At 40.6% G+C, this 18840-nt stretch carries 16 protein-coding genes and 1 riboswitch; of the genes, 13 read left to right on the forward strand and 3 right to left on the reverse strand.

Annotated features, from left to right (window positions below):
• Positions 1-68: 68 nt before the first annotated feature.
• The 3 genes from asnB to E2K98_RS03140 are packed head-to-tail and all read left to right on the forward strand — an operon-like array spanning position 69 to position 3077.
• Positions 69-1970 (forward strand): asparagine synthase (glutamine-hydrolyzing), encoded by a 1902-nt coding sequence (asnB, locus tag E2K98_RS03130; RefSeq protein WP_133332840.1) that lies wholly within the window; start codon positions 69-71, stop codon positions 1968-1970.
• Positions 1971-2015: 45 nt separating this feature from the next.
• Positions 2016-2741 carry a cysteate racemase gene (gene cuyB / locus E2K98_RS03135; protein ID WP_235824699.1) on the forward strand — a complete coding sequence of 242 codons (726 nt, stop codon included), beginning with the start codon at positions 2016-2018 and terminating at the stop codon, positions 2739-2741.
• Positions 2742-2777: 36 nt separating this feature from the next.
• A complete protein-coding gene (locus tag E2K98_RS03140) occupies positions 2778-3077 on the forward strand; it encodes a hypothetical protein (protein ID WP_133332841.1) in 300 nt (99 codons plus the stop codon).
• Positions 3078-3126: 49 nt separating this feature from the next.
• On the opposite strand, the gene E2K98_RS03145 is transcribed toward E2K98_RS03140, so the two are convergent.
• On the reverse strand, positions 3127-4776 hold the full coding sequence (locus tag E2K98_RS03145) for a M20/M25/M40 family metallo-hydrolase (protein ID WP_133332842.1): 1650 nt from the start codon (positions 4774-4776) through the stop codon (positions 3127-3129).
• Between the two features lie 185 nt (positions 4777-4961).
• Positions 4962-5143, forward strand: a riboswitch (Lysine riboswitch).
• Between the two features lie 91 nt (positions 5144-5234).
• On the opposite strand from E2K98_RS03145, the gene E2K98_RS03150 reads away from it, so the two are divergent.
• The 5 genes from E2K98_RS03150 to E2K98_RS03170 all read left to right on the forward strand — a co-directional run bounded on the left by E2K98_RS03150 (position 5235) and on the right by E2K98_RS03170 (position 8947).
• Positions 5235-6014 carry an ABC transporter substrate-binding protein gene (locus E2K98_RS03150; protein WP_133333214.1) on the forward strand — a complete coding sequence of 260 codons (780 nt, stop codon included), beginning with the start codon at positions 5235-5237 and terminating at the stop codon, positions 6012-6014.
• Positions 6015-6085: 71 nt separating this feature from the next.
• A complete protein-coding gene (locus E2K98_RS03155; RefSeq protein ID WP_133333215.1) occupies positions 6086-6724 on the forward strand; it encodes an amino acid ABC transporter permease in 639 nt (212 codons plus the stop codon).
• The gene (locus tag E2K98_RS03160) at positions 6721-7443 is read left to right on the forward strand and encodes an amino acid ABC transporter ATP-binding protein (RefSeq protein WP_133332843.1); all 723 of its coding nucleotides are present in this window, start codon (positions 6721-6723) and stop codon (positions 7441-7443) included. The genes E2K98_RS03155 and E2K98_RS03160 overlap by 4 nt, the downstream gene beginning before the upstream one ends.
• Before the next feature lie 206 nt (positions 7444-7649).
• Entirely contained in the window at positions 7650-7952 is a 303-nt protein-coding gene (locus E2K98_RS03165) for a hypothetical protein (RefSeq protein WP_133332844.1), read from the forward strand.
• 86 nt (positions 7953-8038) lie between these two features.
• Positions 8039-8947 (forward strand): phosphotransferase, encoded by a 909-nt coding sequence (locus tag E2K98_RS03170; RefSeq protein WP_235824700.1) that lies wholly within the window; start codon positions 8039-8041, stop codon positions 8945-8947.
• 33 nt (positions 8948-8980) lie between these two features.
• Here the strand turns inward: E2K98_RS03170 and pepT are convergent, their stop codons facing one another.
• Positions 8981-10213, reverse strand: coding sequence for a peptidase T (gene pepT / locus E2K98_RS03175; protein ID WP_133332846.1), 1233 nt, complete (start codon positions 10211-10213; stop codon positions 8981-8983).
• A 654-nt stretch (positions 10214-10867) separates the two neighbouring features.
• Positions 10868-11572 (reverse strand): nuclease-related domain-containing protein, encoded by a 705-nt coding sequence (locus E2K98_RS03180; RefSeq protein WP_235824701.1) that lies wholly within the window; start codon positions 11570-11572, stop codon positions 10868-10870.
• Between the two features lie 174 nt (positions 11573-11746).
• On the opposite strand from E2K98_RS03180, the gene E2K98_RS03185 reads away from it, so the two are divergent.
• From E2K98_RS03185 to E2K98_RS03205, 5 genes are all read left to right on the forward strand, one after another.
• Positions 11747-12370, forward strand: a complete 624-nt coding sequence (locus E2K98_RS03185) for a TetR/AcrR family transcriptional regulator (protein ID WP_133332847.1) — start codon at positions 11747-11749, stop codon at positions 12368-12370.
• A 13-nt stretch (positions 12371-12383) separates the two neighbouring features.
• Complete coding sequence (locus E2K98_RS03190) at positions 12384-13262, forward strand: ABC transporter ATP-binding protein (protein WP_133332848.1); 879 nt, start codon at positions 12384-12386, stop codon at positions 13260-13262.
• A gap of 4 nt (positions 13263-13266) precedes the next feature.
• Entirely contained in the window at positions 13267-14064 is a 798-nt protein-coding gene (locus E2K98_RS03195) for an ABC transporter permease subunit (RefSeq protein ID WP_133332849.1), read from the forward strand.
• 12 nt (positions 14065-14076) lie between these two features.
• Positions 14077-14877 (forward strand): ABC transporter permease subunit, encoded by an 801-nt coding sequence (locus tag E2K98_RS03200; RefSeq protein WP_133332850.1) that lies wholly within the window; start codon positions 14077-14079, stop codon positions 14875-14877.
• Positions 14878-15227: 350 nt separating this feature from the next.
• A complete protein-coding gene (locus E2K98_RS03205) occupies positions 15228-18767 on the forward strand; it encodes an immune inhibitor A domain-containing protein (protein ID WP_133332851.1) in 3540 nt (1179 codons plus the stop codon).
• The last annotated feature ends 73 nt before the right edge of the window (positions 18768-18840 follow it).

An 18840-nucleotide genomic window follows, 5' to 3' on the forward strand; every position in this document is an offset into this window, starting at 1 on the left:
GATGGATAAAAAAACTTTTACTCTTATTCCATAATTATTCAAAGCAGAACGAAAGGTGATAATTAACTATGTGTGGTTTTGTAGGCTTTGCCGATACAAGCACGACTGTAGATAAAGTAACGACAGTGAATAATATGATGGACACAATCATCCACCGCGGACCGGACAGCGGCGGTGTGTTTACCGATGACCGTGTAGCCTTTGGCTTTAGACGACTTTCGATCATCGACTTATCTGACGAAGCAAGTCAGCCAATGTACAATGAAGACAACAGCGTAGTGCTGATTTTTAACGGGGAAATTTATAACTTTGAAGAAATCCGCAAAGACCTTGTTGCAAAAGGCCACCAATTTAGAAGTCATACTGATAGTGAAGTCATTCTTCACGGTTACGAAGAGTACGGCGTGGATTTACTGCAAAAAGTGAGAGGAATGTTTGCCTTCTCAATCTGGGATCAGAAAAAACAAGAGATGTTCTTAGCACGCGATTTCTTTGGAATCAAGCCGCTTTACTATACACAGAACACAACAGATGGCTCGTTTATCTTTGGTTCGGAAATTAAAGCATTTTTAAAGCATCCATCCTTTAAAAAGGAATTAAACAAGGATGCCCTTAAACCATACCTTACGTTCCAATATTCTGTACTTGATGAAACCTTCTTTAAAGGTGTATTCAAGTTAAAGCCTGGCCATTACATGATCTATAAAGACGGTAAGGCCGACATCAAGTCATATTGGGATGTTAACTTTGATGAAAATCAAGACAGTTTAGAGCATTATGTGGAAAAAATAAAAAACACAGTCGAAGAATCAGTGAAGTACCATAAGATTAGTGATGTGAAAGTCGGCTCATTTTTATCCGGCGGGATCGATTCCAGCTATATTACTTCCCTGTTAAAGCCAAATAAAACTTTCTCTGTTGGCTTCCAGGACCATGAGGGAATCTTCAACGAAACGAATCTTGCCAAAGATTTATCGGATATTCTTGGAATTGAAAATCATAAATCGGTTATTAATGCGGATGAATGCTTTGAGAAGCTGCCAACGATCCAATACCATATGGATGAACCGCAATCCAACCCATCCTCTGTTCCGTTATATTTCTTAGCGGAGCTTGCTAGTAAGCATGTTACCGTCGTGTTGTCTGGTGAAGGTGCCGATGAAATTTTCGGTGGTTATGAGTGGTACCGCCCTACGCCGGCAATGGCGAAGTATGAAAAGATCCCATTTGCCCTCCGCCGCGCGGCTTCCAATGTGGCGAAGGCATTACCACAGAACCGCATTACGGGCTTCCTTGTCAAAGGCGGCCAAACGGTTGAGGAAACCTTTATTGGTGAAGCCAAGGTTTGGGATGAAAATGATGCGTTAAAAGTATTAAAGGATGACTTTAAGAAGGGGCCTTCCGTTCGAAGCATTACACAAAAAGTCTATGATAAAGTGAAAAATAAAGATGATGTAACGAAAAAGCAATATCTTGATTTGAAGCTATGGCTTCCTGGGGATATTCTGTTAAAAGCAGATAAAATGAGCTGTGCGCATTCGATCGAGCTCCGTGTTCCGTTCTTGGATAAGGTAGTGATGGGAATGGCTTCACACATTCCAACGCCGCTTCGTGTGAATCAGGAAAATACGAAATATGCACTGCGTACTGCAGCGAAGGAAGTATTGCCGGAAGAATGGGCCAATCGTCCAAAGGTCGGCTTCCCTGTGCCAATCCGCTATTGGCTGCGTGAAGAAAAGTATTATCAATTAGTCAAAGAAATGTTTACCTCTGACATTGCGAAAGAATTCTTTAACACCGATGAATTGGTGAAATTTTTGGACGACCATTACCATAACAGACACAATTATGCCCGTTATATTTGGACAGTTTATGTATTCTTAGTTTGGTATAAAAAGTTTTTCATAGAATTAGAGTCTGATGCGCCTTCTCATAAGGCAAAACAGCCCGACGAGTTGGTTACCGTTTAATCTTTTTAACGGAACGATAATTTTCAAGAAATGGAAGGTGGTTGAATGAAAAGTTTAGGTGTAATCGGTGGAATGGGTCCCAAGGCTACCTCTGTATTTTTCGATAAGGTGGTTGAAAATACAGTCGCTGATCGGGATCAAGACCATATCGATATTATGATCCTGAATCACGCCACCTTACCGGATCGTACCGAAGCCATTTTAAATGGACGGGATGATTTATTTTTAGATGCAGTGAAAAAGGACTTCAAACTATTGGAGTTTGCCGGTGTTTCTCATATCGCGATTCCTTGTAATACTTCGCATTATTTTTACGATCAAATGCAGGCCATGACAGAGATTCCAATTATTCATATGGTGGATGAAACATTAAAAGTGATTTATCAAAAATACGGCGAAAACGCCAAGGTTGGACTGTTAGCAACAAAGGGAACCATCAGCAGCGGTATTTACGAAAAAGAATCCAGCAAATACAAGATGCAGATGTATGTTCCGAGTGAAGCCGTTCAAAAACAGACGATGGACATTATTTACAGCATAAAGGCTGACAAAATGATTGACCCGCTGGAACTCGAAGAGATGATCCATCAGCTTATTTTTGACGAAGGCTGTAACTGTGTTGTTCTTGCCTGTACGGAGCTTTCTTGTGTAAGGATTGGTGATGAGGCAGCGCAGTACTGTGTGGATGCATTGGAGGTTCTCGTTGAACAGTCGATTGCCCTTTCAGGCGGCACCTCGAAAAAACAAAATAGTTCAGCCGTGTATTCTTAATAGATTTGCATGTTACGAGCGGAAGGTGGGATTTTCATGGCACCAACTGAATTGGAAAAATTAGAAACGTTTTTAGCAGAGTCGTTCTCGGACGGGGTAAGTTTTCGCGAGCTACGATTATCAGACGAGGAAGTAGATTACTTATTAAGAAGGTATCCAAATGCCAGTGTTTTGAAGAGCGCTTCTTTGGAGTCCGAGGATCATAAAGCATGGTATGAAGTCAACCTATTGCCCGCTTATGATGCTGAATCGAAGTTTGAGGACATTCAAAAAGAAAATGAACGGTTAAAGCAAGAAGTGGAAGCATTGAAAAAAGCATTGGTTACACAGGGATAATGAATTAAAAACACCTAGCCGCAAGGAGATTGGCTAGGTGTTTTCTAATTTATGCTAGAAGCTTACGGATAACAAGGTTGGTTAAGTTCGGCACGACTTCTAGAGAGTAGGTCATTTCCATTCGTTCAAGTTTTTTATGAGCATCTACACCATAAGGCCCAATATTGATAACCGGAACATTTAACTCGCGGATATCCTGGTATTCTACATAATGCTTGGTTCCCCAGCCGGGGTTATTTTTCGAAACCGCATTAATTCCTTCTTGATCATCACTTAAAGCAACAAAGCTCATATCCGAAATATATGGGAAAAAGTTCTTTGTTACAATGGGGTGCTGGTAGCTTGGCTGTACAGCCTCTACTGCCTCATCCAAGGCATCAATTAAAGCCTGTTCACGGCTTGTTTTCCCTGTTAATTCAATTCTTGGTGAATACAGTGAAGAATAAAACAGAATGATGGCAGGATTTTTATCCTTCATCCATTTCCAGGCTTCCTCTACTACTCGTGCCGCAAACATCCGCGTATCAAGTTCTTGATTTTGCAACAATATCTCTTTAAATTCATTCATATGACGAACGAATGCATCCCCATGTTCCGCCACAAGCATTTGTTCCATTTCCTCGTATGTAAACACTCGAGGTGCCCATGGCAGTTCTACATAAGGCTCGCCACTCGCCGCACTGTAACGTTTATAGCGCTCATCAAAGGATGCAAGCGCCCTTTCAAAGGCAATTAGTGCCTGCTCCTTTAACTTTTCCAGCACATCCTTTGGAGACCATGAATGGATAAAAAAGTTATAGTAAACATAGGCAGATAGGGCGGTCTGTACGGTATAGGATGGTTTAAGGTCGGTTTGCTTTAAGGAAACAGGCGGTACCGTCGTCTCCCCAAATGCCTCGTTACAAAGCTCAGGGTTATAATTAATCTGCTTGGTTAATTCTGCCGCAATAAAGTTCGGGTCTAAGCCCTCAAAACAGGATCCGACATGGGTTTCTGCACCAGTAATAAAAAAAGATGGCAGGAGCTTCCCAACCGTGCCTTTATAAATATAGCGGTTTATATCACCGGCATAGCGGGGCGATACGAAATCAGAATTAATGGCCGCAACATAATCAAAGCCATGTTCCTCTTTCCAACTTTTTAATACTTTTAAGGCAGATAAAACACCGTGGGAGCTGTCTTCTTCATCACATTCTGCTAAAAGGACAAGATTTCCGTCTAATTCCTCAGGATACTCTGAATAGTATTGTAAAAGAAAAAGATGGCTGGCGACACCGCTTTTCATATCAAGGACGCCGCGTCCAAACAGCCAGTCCCCTGATTCCAAATGTTCTTTTGCAGAAACAGGGAGCTCTTCCTGCTTTAGTGCTTCCATCAACTCATCAGGAAAACACGCCCGGTCTTTTAATTGATTAAAATCATCGATTCCTACCGTATCCATATGACCCATTAAAATAACTGTTCGATTGCTTGTACCTTTTGTTCCCTTCACAAAGGCAAGCACATTGTAGCGTTCATGAATATCATTAATTGTCTTCTCTAATGTTAAGTAGGATGTGTTTTTGGAGAAATAAGGAAGATCTGCGATAATTTTATATAATGAATTGGCAATTGTCTTCTCGCCAGCTGTATTAACGATACTTTCAACATTCACGAGCTGAGTGGTTAAAGCAAGAACCGCTTCCCGGCTTTCAAGCATGGTACATTCCCCTTTTTGAATAAAATGTTTTTACAAAAATGTATACCTAAAGGTTTTTGGCGTCAAGTAGTTTATTAATATAATATTTTTTGAATATTTATTATTGATTTTATCATATTATTTCGCTATACTAAAAACTGTTATTTGAAAAATAAAATAATAAATCCTCATCTTTTCAAGTTTTGAGATGGGGTAGAGGTCGCGATTTTTAAGAGTATCCTATTGGAGATTTAGTGAAATCTATGAAAATAGGAAAAAGGAATAATCGCCGAAGTCACTGAAATCACTAGTTTCAGGAGGCTGGGTCTGCACTCAAACAGGGGCAGAACTGTCACAATTTAGTGAATTGTGGAGAGCTATCTTTTTCAAAGCTTAAAGATGAGGGTGTGTCAGGCACCGTCATAATATTATGGCGGTGCCTTTTTTAATTTAAAGGAGGGAATATTGTGAAAAGAATAATGATTCTGCTAACAGTTGCGCTTGTATTTGTTTTATCAGCATGCGGAACGAAGCAAAATAACGAAACGGCTAAAGCGAAAGGTTCAGATCTAAAACTAGTAAAGGGTGGTTCGTTAACCTTTGCGATGAGCGGTTTATACCCGCCGTTAAACTATAAAAAGGATGGCAAATTGACGGGTTTTGATGTGGAAATTGGGAACGAAATTGCTAAAAGAATCGGTTTAAAAGCAAACCCTGTAACGAACCCATGGGAAACAATTATTCAAGGATTAAAAGCGAACAAGTATGACGCCATTATCGGAAGCATGACCGCAACGCCTGAGCGGGACAAGCAGGTTGATTTTACAAACCCATACTATTTATCAGGCGCGCAAGTTTTTGTTGCAGACAGCAATAATGCTATTCAATCAAAAGACGATTTAAAAGGCAAAACCATTGGAGTTATTCAGTCCAGCACATGGAAGGATATGGCCGTTAAATTATCCGATAAGGTAAAAGGCTATCCAAGTGATGTTTACGCCCTTCAAGATTTAGCGTTAGGCCGTATTGATGCAGTGATCACGGATAAAATTGTTGGTCTGAATGCCAAAAATGAAAAGCATCTAAAAATTAAAGCGGTTGGTGACCTGTTAAATGAGGACCGCGTTAGTGTAGCGGTAACAGAAGGAAACAAAGCGCTCGCAGATAAAATCAACAAAGCCATTGCTGACATGCAAAAGGATGGAACTTACGAAAAAATCAGTAAGAAATGGTTCAATGAAAATCTTTTAGAAAAATAAAGAAGCTTTTTAGGGAGGCTGTAACATTGACGTTTTTACACAATGTGACGGGAATTTTAAGTGAAAATGGTATGGCCTTCTTGAAGGCCACCTGGATGACCATCTCGATTACGGTAATTTCTTTAGTGTTTGCCATGATTATTGGAGTGATTTTTGCCGGATTTAAAATTTCTTCTATAAAACTGTTAAATCGCGTGGCAGACATCTATATTGGCCTTATCCGTGGTACACCGTTAATTGTTCAAATCATGTTTTTATACTACGGAATTGCCAATTTGGTAACGCTGGACAGCTTTACCGCAGGCGCGTTGGCATTAAGTATTCATACCGGTGCCTATATTGCTGAAATTTTTAGGGGGGCGGTGCAGTCCATTGACCGAGGTCAAATGGAAGCGGCGAGGTCGTTAGGGATGCCGCTGCCGCTTGCAATGAGGAGAATTATTTTCCCACAAGCCTTCAAGCGCTCGATTCCTCCACTCGCAAATCAGTTTATTATCAGCTTAAAGGATTCATCACTGGTCGCCTATATTTCTGTTACAGACCTATTCAATACGGCACTGACGGTACAAGGTGAAAACTATATGCCGTTTGAAACTTATTTCGTTGTCGGTTTTTATTATTTAATCATTGTGCTAATCTTTACATGGTTAGCAAACAGGGTTGAGAGGAAGCTGGATGTCAGTAAACCGAAGGAGGCGGCAGTAGCGTGATTGAAATTAAACAGCTATCCAAGTCCTTCGGTGAACTTGAAGTCTTAAAAAATATTAATTTGAAGGTTCAAGAAAAAGAGGTTGTCGTGCTGATTGGTGCCAGTGGTTCTGGAAAAAGTACACTGCTTCGTTGTATGAATTTCCTGGAGACCGCGAATAACGGCGAGATTATCATTGATTCGGAAAAGGTTGACCATGGGAAATCCAATCTCAATAAAATAAGGGAAAAAGTCGGAATGGTTTTTCAACATTTTAACCTGTTTCCTCATAAAACCGTCCTTGAAAATATCATCGAGGCACCAATCTATGTGAAAAAAGAAACGAAGGCCCAGGCAACTGCTAAGGCATTGAATCTTTTGAAAAAAGTTGGCTTATCCGATAAGGCTAATTTTTATCCGGATCAGCTGTCAGGCGGGCAGAAGCAGCGTGTTGCGATTGCCAGGGCATTGGCGATGGAACCAAAGGTGATGCTTTTTGATGAACCGACCTCTGCACTTGACCCGGAGCTGGTTGGTGAAGTCCTTCAAGTCATGAAGGAATTAGCAGAAGAGGGCATGACAATGGTGATTGTCACACATGAAATGGGATTTGCCCGCGAAGTGGCAAGCCGGATTATCATGTTGGCAGATGGGAATATTATTGAAGAAGGGTCTCCAGATGAAATTTTTTCAAATCCAAAGCATGAGCGGACCCAGAGATTTTTAAACAAAATTCTATAATGAGATTGCCCCTTATTGGGGGGGCAATCTTTTTAATTTGCATATCTAAAAAAATACGTAATAAATATAATATGAGGTTAAATAAAAAAAGTAAGGTCAAAAAAAAAGAAAAATAGCACTGATCCTTCCTTTTCTACGTTAATACGATGCCGAAAATGATGTCGTGATTAGCCATTTGAATAGTCAAAATGGAGGGTGAGAAAAGGATGATTTTTAAAGAAATGGAGAAGTTTGAAGAGTTCTTATCGAGATCTTTTGCGGATGGAGTCAATTTTCGTGAATTAAGGCTTTCACAGGATGAAGTTTCACTCGTAAAAAAAAGATATCCTAAAGCGAATGTTAAGCAGTGTCATCCAATGGAATCTATAGATGGAAAGAATTGGTATGAAATCAATCTATTATTCCCTGTCGTTGCAAAGGACGAAACAGAAATTGAAGCCGTTCAAAGGGAAAATCGAAAGCTGCGTCAAGAGCTTGAGGCGTTGAAAAAATCAGTGGCGCTTTTTTAAAATGGAAAGTCCAACAAATTGTTGGGCTTTTTTTAATGAATTGGATTTCACTGAATAAAATGTACTAAAAGTGAGTTGGAGGAATTATGGAGCGCCTTAAAAATCTAGTCCTTTTGAATGGGACGTTAAAAAGTGAAAAAATCTATAAAAGTGAAACACTTTATCAAGGGATGAATGGCAAACTTGTTGAGCGATTTTATCTGTCACCGACTGAAAGTTACATTTTTAAGCCCTTAACCAATAACGGGCAGTTAGGGAAAGAGGTTTGGGTGTATGAGCATGTCCTCCCCGCTTTTCCGGAGATCTATCCCAAACTGCTGGCCTGCTCGGTTGCTGAGAAACTGGATGAGAATTGGATGATTTTTGAGGATCTTGGATCGCTTGATCATGATTTTCAGGAGGATACAGTTTTAGAAGTGGTTAGGCTGATGGCAGGATGGCACTCCCTCTCTGTTGAAGGAATGGTGGGACTTCCTGTGACGGGACTTAAACCGAAAATGGAGCACATTCTTTTAGAACTTACTGAGAAAAGGGTTTTGGTACAGGATTTGGGGATAGAGGAGATTTTTCCACTGCTTGATGGGGTTAATTTTTCAAAGAAGCTCGTGTTATCACACGGCGATCTTCATATTGGCAATATTGCAAGCGCGGGTGAGAAAGTGGTGGTGTTGGATTGGGAGCATACCCATCTGAATGCACCCTATTGGGATTTGTATCATCTGCTTGATCTAGCCCACCCTATTTTTCCGAAGCAGGTACCTCATCCGTTTCGGGAGTTGGCCTTAAAAACGTATTGTGACCATGCGGGAATAGCAGATGAGGCCTTTATAAGGGAATATTATCTATTCTCCGCTGCGTTTTCGATTTGGATGTTGTTATTGATTCGAAGTGACTTGGATTCGGGGCAGAAAAAATGGCCAAGAGAGCAGTTGGAGGCGCAGTTCGAGGAGACGGTTGCTACTTTAAGGGATTGTATCGGGGCACTGTTGAATTGAAAAAAGCTAACCGCGGGGTTAGCCTTTTCCTATTTACGCTTTTTTCTCAAAGCTTTGCGCAATGCCAACGATTACATTTACGGCTTTTTCCATGTTATCGACAGAAATAAATTCATATTTCCCGTGGAAGTTTTCGCCGCCGGTAAAGATATTAGGTGTTGGCAGACCCATAAAGGATAGTTGCGAACCGTCCGTTCCGCCGCGGATTGGTTTAATCAGCGGCTTAATGTCAAGAGATTCCATTACTTCCTGGGCAATATCAACGATTTGCTTAACCGGTTCAATTTTTTCACGCATGTTGTAGTATTGGTCATTCAGTTCAAGAAGAACATTGTCCTCGCCGTATTTTGCTTTAAACTCATTGATTAGGTTTGTAATGACTGTTTTGCGATTGTTGAATTTTTCTCGGTCATGATCACGGATGATGTAGTATAGCTTGGTTTGTTCAACATCCCCGTTGATTGAAATAAGATGATAGAAGCCTTCGTACCCTTCGGTGTATTCAGGTGCTTCTTTGGCCGGGAGCTGGTTGTTGAACTCCATCGCAATTTTGGCAGAGTTGATCATTTTACCTTTTGCTGAGCCTGGGTGAATATTGTTTCCTTTAATGGTAATCTTCGCTGCAGCTGCGTTAAAGCTTTCGTATTCTAATTCTCCTAGCGGACCGCCGTCGACGGTGTAGGCGTATGTAGCGTTAAATCGGGCAACGTCAAATTTATGCGGCCCTCTGCCGATTTCTTCATCAGGAGTGAACGCAACGCGGACCTTGCCGTGTTTGATTTCCGGATGGTTGATTAAGTATGCCATTGCGGTCATGATTTCAGCCACGCCGGCTTTGTTGTCGGCGCCGAGCAGGGTTGTGCCGTCGGTGGTGATTAAGGTATGACCTTTGTATTCTGGGAGGCTTGGGAAGTCTTTTGGTGATAGGACAACTTTTAAGGCCTCGTTTAATGTGATGTCGCCGCCGTCATAGTTTTCGTGGATTTGCGGGTTGACGTTTTTGCCGGTGAAGTCTGTAGCGGTGTCGACGTGGGCCAGGAATCCGATGGTGGGTACGTCTTTTTCTGTGTTGGACGGAAGCGTTGCCATTAGATAGCCGTTCTCATCGATGCTGACTTCTTGCATGCCAATGGACTTTAATTCTTCTTCAAGTTTGTGGAGCAAGGTCCACTGCCCTGGTGTTGATGGACAAGTGCTGCTGCTTTCGTCAGATTGGGTATCAATTTTTACATAGGAAGTAAATCTTTCAATGATTTCATTTTTCATGTTTGTTTGCACTCCCTTATTTTGGTTTTGCTACATGTTTATAATAGCACTTTCGTTGGATGGGTACACGTTTTTAGATAAGTCGATGTGCTACTCTCAGATGAGCGTAAAATACTCTCAAAAGTGAATGCTACTCTCGGATGGGGTGGCAATACTCGTGAATGAGAGTTAAATACTCTCGGATAAGTTGAGAATACTCTCAAAAGTAGATGCTACTCTCGGATGAGGTGGTAATACTCGTGGATGAGCGTAAAATACTCTCGGATAAGCTGAGAATACTCTCAAAAGTGAATGCCACTCTCGGATGAGGTGGTAATACTCATGGATGAGCGTAAAATACTCTCGGATAAGGTGAGAATACTCTCAAAAGTAGATGCTACTCTTACCTGACTTTGCTTAAATCCATAATATATGACCTATTTTTAAACGTTCCTTCCATATCCATATTGGAGCTTTGCAAAATTCGGGTTGCAGTATGGATATTGTCAACCCGCAAAAACTCCCGGCACTCTCGATTCGTAATTGTTCTTTTAAAAAGCAGAAACCATTCCTGTAAGTTCCTCACATGGGCCAAATGATCAGTCGCCTCACAATAAGGGCAGTACCAGGTCCTACAGTGTTTCACCATCCCAATCCGGTCACATACCTTACAAATCACCCCTGGCTGAATGTCCTCAAATGGTATTTGTAAGCCTCACAGATTGGCTTTGGAATATAACGTTGATGACTATTAAGCAATTCTGCAGAAAGCCACTCAAAACAGTAAGGATCTAACTTCTTTGTTAGCTTTGGGATACTGTTAATAAAGGCGGGAATCGAACTGGGGAATAGGACTTTTGCCTTCGAAGGCGGGACTTCCACAATTTGTCTTGGGTAGGCAAGAACAACAGCCCCATAAATAGGAATATAAATGTTTCGGGACCTTAGCCAGGCACTCAATAATTCACGATTGTGATCCAATTGAACGACAGGGCTTTCAAACCCATCCTTTTGTCCATTTTCCCTTGTGCGGATCAGTTGAGGCGGATTTTCTCTGAACTCCAAACTTCCGCCAATATTCTTCGTTTCAAAAACTAACCCATAAGAAGGAGTCATAAAATAGGTATCCATTTGGAATTTCTCATCAGAGCTGGGGGATAAATCGTGGAAAATGTGGTGATCAAATGGAAACAAGTGTCTTCTGGAAATTTCAGATACCGTTTCTTCTCCGCCAATTCCTGCTTCTACTGATGCCTGCTTACTAGATAAAACAGGAAGAAACGGATGGTTCGCAGCTAACCAATTTTGAGCAGAAATGACGCCTGTCAGAGTAAGTGACAGGTCTCTTTCTTTTAACGTAAAAATATCTTTCACCTCCATATATTCAGCCTCGTATGTATCTTAGCACAACCCGCGGACCCATAATAACCTTACAAAGAAATGTTCTGAAAAATGTAAAAAATATCCGTTGACCGCTATTGACCTAGTTGGTCAACGGAGTTACAATGTCATTGACTAATGTGGTCAACGCAATAAAGAAAGAGGGCAGCCACTATGTTTTCTAAATTTCTCAACCTAGATCAAGAAAAACAAGACCGAATAATCAATGCAGCCATAAAGGAATTCGCCCTGAAGGGATATGATAACGCCTCAACAAATGAAATCGTAAAAGAAGCGGGTATATCAAAGGGCTTGCTGTTTCATTATTTTGGCAACAAGAAGCAAATGTTTTTATTTTTATTTGATCACTGCTGCAAAATCATTGCCGATGAATTTTATATAAAAATCAATTTACAGGAAAAAGACCTTTTTAACAGAATTCGCGGAGCCATCTTAATTAAGACAGAATTATTAAACCAATATCCCAACCTATTTAAATTTATTGAAGAGGCTTATCTAGACGAATCATCTGAGATTAAAATTGAGATTGAAAAAAAGGTAAAGGAACTAAATGACATCAATTTTGGCAAAATCTATGATGGCATTGATTTTTCAAAATTTCGATCGGATATGGATATCAAAAAGGTCTTAAAAATTATTACCTCTACCTTTGAAAAACTGGGTGAAGAGGAAATGAACAAGGTAAAACTTTCCCCCTCTCACCAAATTGATTACGAAAGAATTCAAGTAGAAATCGAAGAGTATTTTGAGATCTTGATGAAAGCTTTTTATAAATAAGGGGGTTCACGCGATGAATGTGATTGAACTGAATAACTTAACAAAGACCTATGGCAATTCGCGAGGTATTACAGATATCAGCTTTCATGTCGAGGAAGGAGAAGTTTTCGGGTTTATCGGGCCGAATGGCGCCGGAAAGTCGACGACCATCCGCACACTTCTTTCACTCATCTACCCAACAAGCGGCAGTGCCACAATTTTTGGCAAGGACAGCGTGAAGTATGCACCAGAAATCAAAAAAGAAATCGGTTATTTGCCATCAGAAGTTTTTTATTATGACAACATGAAAGTCAAAGACCTCCTCAAGTACTCGGCAAGTTTTTATAAAAAGGATTGCAGTAAACGGATGAAAGAATTAGCCGAAATCATGGATCTTGACCTTAATAAAAAAATCGATGACCTCTCATTTGGAAACAAAAAGAAAGTTGGAATCGTCCAAGGGCTCCTTCATGATCCGAAACTCATCATCCTTGACGAACCGACAAGCGGGCTTGACCCGTTAATGCAGCAAAAATTCTTTGATCTATTAAAAGAAGAAAATAAAAAGGGCAAGACGATTTTGTTTTCCTCCCATATTTTGAGTGAAGTGCAAAAAATGTGCGATCGTGTGGCGATTATTAAAGAGGGCCGACTTGTAAAGGTGGAAAAAATCAGTACCTTACGTGAAAACAATCATAAAAAGTTCAAGTTAGAAACCAAGGCCCCACTTACGAATCTAACAATCGATGGGGTCACGAATTTCGAGGTGAAAGACAATATCACTAGCTTCCTATACAGCGGCAATATCAACTTGATTTTGAAAAAACTCTCGGAGCTTGAGCTTGAGAACCTTTGGATTGACGAACCGGATCTTGAGGAAATCTTTATGCACTATTATGAAAAGGAGAATTAAAACGATGAATATCTTTCTCCATGAACTAAAGGCATATCGGAAGTCGACGGTAATCTGGACACTTTCTTTAGCAGCGTTGATTGTTTTCTTCCTCTCGATGTTCCCTGGCTTAACACAGGATGCGGATCAGTTTAAAAAGCTGCTGGAGAACTATCCCGAAGCGGTGCGGAGGGCGCTAGGTGTTTCGCTTGATAGCATTACATCGTTATTAGGGTTCTATTCCTACGGTTTTACCTATGTGCTTTTGTGTGGTTCCATTCAGGCTATGAATCTAGGAACCTCGATATTATCAAAAGAGGTTCGGGAAAAAACAGCTGATTTTTTGCTCACAAAGCCTGTTACAAGGAAGCAAATTGTCACAGCTAAACTATTGGCAGTAGTAGCCTCCTTGATCATTACGAATGTTATTTACATTGTCATTGCAGTCAATACAGCATTGGCCGTCAGTGAGAATTCATTTGATTTAACGACCTTTTTGCTGATTTCACTAACCGCTTTTTTAGTAGAATTGATGTTTGTCGCACTGGGAATGCTTATTTCAGTATCAGTCCCAAAAATTAAATCCGTTTTGCCGATTTCACTTGGTACCGTATTTGGCTTTTATATCTTAAATATGTTAGGTTCAGTGATTGGCGAAAAGGCGATTCGCTACCTCACCCCATTTAAGTATTATGAAACAACTTATATTATCAAACATTCAAGCTATGACGCTTCTTTTATTATCATTGAAATGGTCTTTATTTTTGCAGCGATTGCCGCCAGTTATGTGATTTATACTAAAAAAGACATTCATGCGGTATAAGGAGGTGTGGTCATGAATTTATTTTTCCGAGAAATGAAGGCAAATCGGAAGTCATTGATCATTTGGTGTTTTGGTATCCTGTTTATGGTTGTGGCCGGAATGGGAAAATATGAGGGTTATTCTTCCTCATCAGGTCAATCGATTAACGAACTGATGGCGAGTATGCCGAAATCCTTACAGGCGATGATGGGCGTCGGAGAGTTAGATTTTTCAACCCCAATCGGGTTTTACGGGATGCTATTTGCGTACCTTCTTTTAATGGCTGCGATTCATGCATTAATGATTGGCGCCAATATCATTGCAAAAGAAGAGCGGGACAAAACAACAGAATTTTTAATGGCAAAACCCATCTCGCGTCGAAGGATTCTCACGGTGAAGCTATTGGCTGCCCTTGTGAATGTAGTTATTTTCAATCTTGTCACGTTAGTTCTTTCGGTAGCGATGGTATACAAGTTTAATAAAGCAGGTGATCCGCTGGATGTGATCTATACCTTAATGGCCGGAATGTTTATGCTGCAGCTTATTTTCCTGCTACTAGGTTCGACAATGGCAGCTGTTCTCAAAAAACCAAAACGGGCTGCATCCATCGGAACAGCTATTCTTTTAATCTTGTATCTTTTATCGATTTTTATCGATCTAAACCATAAACTGGATGGATTAAAGTACTTGACCCCCTTTAAATATTATGAGGCGAAAAAGGTAATGGCGGATGCAGTACTTGACCCTGTATATATGAGTGTTTCTATCGTAGCAGTAGCTGTTTTAGCGGCAGTTACCTATGTTTCCTATCAAAAAAGGGATTTGAATGTTTAAAGGCCAAATCCCTCGGTTATTTTTATGGAGTCGTGAAATTAAGGATATATAAAGTGCTTATTCAACAACTGTATCTAAAAAACTACTATATTAATCATTTCTTTAACACTCGGAAGAATTTCATCCGGGTGTTTTTTTAGCATTTTAGTGGGAGAAATAGCGGAAAAGGAAGTATTATAGCTAAAAATAATATCCAAAATTTACAAATTATCCGTAAATTCGCATATCTATGATGATAGAATACTATTTGATCATTTAAAATCTACTGCTAAAGACCTATATTTGTAGATTTTAAAAAATAAAAAAAGGAGGAGCATTTTTATATAGTTTAAAAATGGGGGGATAGGTAAATGGTTAAGTGGAAAAAGATGCTCGGTTCTTCATTGCTTTCGGCCGGGCTGGTATTTAGTTCTTTTGCACCGATCACATTTGCAAAAGAAGTAAAGGGAAAAGATATTCAGTTAAAGAACCTTCAAAAAATGGAATTCCATCAAACTAACAGTGATACTGGTAAATTGCCTTTTCTAGATCAACATACTGGTGGTCCATTTGATAAAGGGATCATCAATGAAAAAAAAGTACTTAAGCTTTTAATTAAACAGGGAATTGTTGACAAGAATGCCTCCGAAGAGAAACAGCACAAGCAAATGTATGATTATATTGCCAAACGGGCTGAAAAGGCGGAAGTGAAAGGTACCAATCAACAGGAAGTTAAAAAGGTTCGGGCAAAAATGCAAGAAAAGAAGAAGTTAAAGCTTAAGCCTGCGGGAGCGCTTAAGGAAGAGAAAAAGGTAAATCCAAAAGTATTCACAGGCAAGAAAGTTGGTCCGATTCAGAAAGAGCCATGGACCGGGGCGGTAAGAAAAGATAAGGTACTTGTGCTATTAATCGATTATCCCAACTATCAGAATAGCAACATTGGAGAAGATGAAACCTACCTTTACTATGATAACTATACCCAGCAGCACTATCAGGATATGATTTTTGGTGACAATGGATATACAGGACCGAACGGCGAAAAATTGCTATCCGTTAAACAATATTATGACCAGCAATCAGGTGGAAGTTACACAATTGATGGCCAGGTTTCTAAATGGTATACCGCTCAACATAATGCAGACTATTATGGCAAAAATGATCCACAGCAAGGAGACAGCGATGTTAACCCGCGTGCATTAGTGGTAGAGGCTTTGGCAGCAGCGGCCAAAGATCCAGCTATTAAGTTTAGCGACTATGATATAGAGGATCAATATGATTTAGATGGAGATGGAAACTATCGTGAACCAGATGGAATCATTGACCATTTAATGGTCATCCACTCCGGTGTTGGTGAAGAAGCTGGGGGCGGCGCACTTGGTGCAGATGCAATTTGGTCCCACAGCTGGGATTTAGGCGGGCCTGTTCAAATTCCAGGTTCAAACTATTATGGATACACTTACACCATTGAGCCGGAAGACGGTGCAGCGGGTGTCTTTTCCCATGAATTTGGCCATGATTTGGGTTTGCCTGATGAATATGACACGGCATATACCCAAAATGCTGTGGGTGCCGCAACGGAATATTGGACGATTATGTCCTCAGGAAGCTGGGCCGGAATAATTCCTGGGACGGAACCAACAGGTTTTAGCCCATATGATAAGGAGTATCTACAAGGGACTATGCCTGGGTCCAACTGGTTTAAAAATGCCGAGTATAAATTGGACGACCTGAAAGGCGGAAAGACGGTTCTTTTGGATCAGGCAAGTGTCAAGGGAACAAACCAAGATGCGGTAAAAATTCAATTGCCGAAAAAATCAACAACCGTTAATGCACCTGCAAGCGGCCAATATGAGTACTTTAGCGGCAGTGCTAATAATCTCACAAATGGAATGGTAGCACCTGTGAATTTAACAGGAAAGTCATCAGCACAGTTAAAAATTAAAACTTGGTATAATATTGAAAAGGATTTTGACTATGCTTATGTTGGCGTATCGTTAGACGGGCAGAATTTTTCTCCGCTGCCGGGTACCATTACAACCAACTCCAATCCATATGGCGCGAATCTTGGAAATGGTATTACGGGTAATTCCAATGGGTGGAAGGATGCAACATTTGATCTTTCCGCACTTGCAGGGAAACAATTTTATTTAGTCATTGCTTATGTAACGGACCCGGGAGTTGCCATGCCTGGTTTTTATCTGGATGATATACAGATAACTGCAAATGGCCAAACGGTTTTAAGTGATAATGCGGATGGAGCGCAATCACCGTTTTTGCTTCAAGGTTTCGCGAAAAACAATGGGAAATCCCTAACGGATCAATATTATTTATTAGAATGGCGTAACTATGCGGCTGCAGATGTGGCGCTAAAACATTTATGGGAAGCTTATGATATAACTTATGATCCAGGTGCGGTGCTTTGGTATGTGGATAACAAGTATACCGAAAACTGGGTCGGAGATCACCCTGGGGATGGATTCTTAGGGGTTGTGGATGCCCATCAAAAAACAGCTGATTTCTATGATGCTTCGACATCAGCCAATCTTGGGGCAGTCCCTTATTCACGGTACCAAATTCAAGATGCAGCATTTTCGTTGAAACCTACCGACGAAACCTATATCGACCTCACACAATATGGGGCCTCGTACTATGTTAAGTTAGATGCGCAGTCTGCCGTCAATTTATTTGATGATTCAAGGGATTACAGCAATCCAGGGCTGATTTATGCTGGCCGTAATGTACCGAAATTAGGATTAAGCTTCCAGGTTACGGAACAAGCAAATGATATGTCAGTCGGAGCCGTTAAGATTTCTGTAAAGAGTAATGACTCTGTAACACTGAATTCACTTAGCAAAACGGTTTATTCCAATAAAACGGGATACAACAAAGTATCAATCTTTGGTAAATTACAAGGAACAGTCGGGGGCACGGTTAAGTATGAGATAATAAATAGTACCGGCAAAGCCGTTACTTCAATCTCTGAAAAGTTAACGGCAGCCAGCCAGTCGTTCAGTAAAACACTCACCTTGCCTGCTAATACTCCGACAGGAGCTTATACGGTGAAGGTAACGGCAGGGTCAGCTGTAAAGCAAGCCTCATTTAAAGTGGATAATGATGCACCAAAGGTAACAGCTTCACCGAACGGCAGTAAGACACTTGCGAAACAAGCGGCTACAAAAGTAACGGTTACGGATTCTAATCCTGGAACATTAGAGTATTATTGGTCACAAAGCACGAAAGCACCAGCTTCAGGTTATAAGACATTCAAGAGCGGTTCAACATTAACACTTTCAGGTAAAACAGGCTCATGGTACCTGCACATCCGTGCAAAAGATAAAGTTGGAAATTCCACGGCTTGGAGAACAAATTCTTTCAATCTGGACGGGGTAAAGCCAACCGTAACGGTTTCGCCAAACGGCAGCACGAAACCGGCAAAATCAGTATCGCCTAAGGTAACGGTTAAAGACTCGAACCTCAGCAGCTATGGATATGCCTGGACGAAGAGTGCTGCCGCACCGAAGTCAGGGTTTAAATCCTTTAAAAATAGTACGAATCTAACTTCTCCTAAAGGGGATGGCAAATACTACCTGCACATCCGTGCAAAAGATAAAGCAGGAAACACGGTGATCTTTAATTCTAAATCGTTCCTCTTAGATAACAAAGCACCAGCCAAACCACAGGTTGATAAAATCGTAAGTAAAGAGAAATTGGTTACCGGTCATGGAGAAAAAGGTGCAAAGATTACCGTTAAAGCAGGGAAAACCGTTGTGACTGGCTATGTCAACAGTAAAGGGAAGTATTCAATTAAACTGAAAAATGCCTTAAAAGTGGGGACGACTGTCTATGTAACGGCAACGGATACAGCAGGAAATAAGAGTTCCGCCGCAAAGACGACGGTAAAAAAGAAATAAAATTATAAAATAAGAGGGCAGGAACCAATTGGTGTTCTGCCTTTTTATTTAGATTTTAGGCGTGAACTTTTCT

The organism is Bacillus salipaludis, assembly GCF_004358205.1.

Excerpts from the sequence above, each read along its gene's own strand:
- E2K98_RS03190 (WP_133332848.1), top strand. The coding sequence starts at position 12,384 with ATGAATGTGATTGAACTGAATAACTTAACAAAGACCTATGGCAATTCG.
- E2K98_RS03180 (WP_235824701.1), bottom strand. The coding sequence starts at position 11,572 with ATGGAGGTGAAAGATATTTTTACGTTAAAAGAAAGAGACCTGTCACTT.
- E2K98_RS03155 (WP_133333215.1), top strand. The coding sequence starts at position 6,086 with ATGGCCTTCTTGAAGGCCACCTGGATGACCATCTCGATTACGGTAATT.
- asnB (WP_133332840.1), top strand. The coding sequence starts at position 69 with ATGTGTGGTTTTGTAGGCTTTGCCGATACAAGCACGACTGTAGATAAA.
- E2K98_RS03200 (WP_133332850.1), top strand. The coding sequence starts at position 14,077 with ATGAATTTATTTTTCCGAGAAATGAAGGCAAATCGGAAGTCATTGATC.
- E2K98_RS03145 (WP_133332842.1), bottom strand. The coding sequence starts at position 4,776 with ATGCTTGAAAGCCGGGAAGCGGTTCTTGCTTTAACCACTCAGCTCGTG.
- E2K98_RS03150 (WP_133333214.1), top strand. The coding sequence starts at position 5,235 with ATGATTCTGCTAACAGTTGCGCTTGTATTTGTTTTATCAGCATGCGGA.
- E2K98_RS03165 (WP_133332844.1), top strand. The coding sequence starts at position 7,650 with ATGATTTTTAAAGAAATGGAGAAGTTTGAAGAGTTCTTATCGAGATCT.
- cuyB (WP_235824699.1), top strand. The coding sequence starts at position 2,016 with ATGAAAAGTTTAGGTGTAATCGGTGGAATGGGTCCCAAGGCTACCTCT.
- E2K98_RS03205 (WP_133332851.1), top strand. The coding sequence starts at position 15,228 with ATGGTTAAGTGGAAAAAGATGCTCGGTTCTTCATTGCTTTCGGCCGGG.
- E2K98_RS03140 (WP_133332841.1), top strand. The coding sequence starts at position 2,778 with ATGGCACCAACTGAATTGGAAAAATTAGAAACGTTTTTAGCAGAGTCG.
- E2K98_RS03185 (WP_133332847.1), top strand. The coding sequence starts at position 11,747 with ATGTTTTCTAAATTTCTCAACCTAGATCAAGAAAAACAAGACCGAATA.
- E2K98_RS03170 (WP_235824700.1), top strand. The coding sequence starts at position 8,039 with ATGGAGCGCCTTAAAAATCTAGTCCTTTTGAATGGGACGTTAAAAAGT.
- E2K98_RS03195 (WP_133332849.1), top strand. The coding sequence starts at position 13,267 with ATGAATATCTTTCTCCATGAACTAAAGGCATATCGGAAGTCGACGGTA.
- pepT (WP_133332846.1), bottom strand. The coding sequence starts at position 10,213 with ATGAAAAATGAAATCATTGAAAGATTTACTTCCTATGTAAAAATTGAT.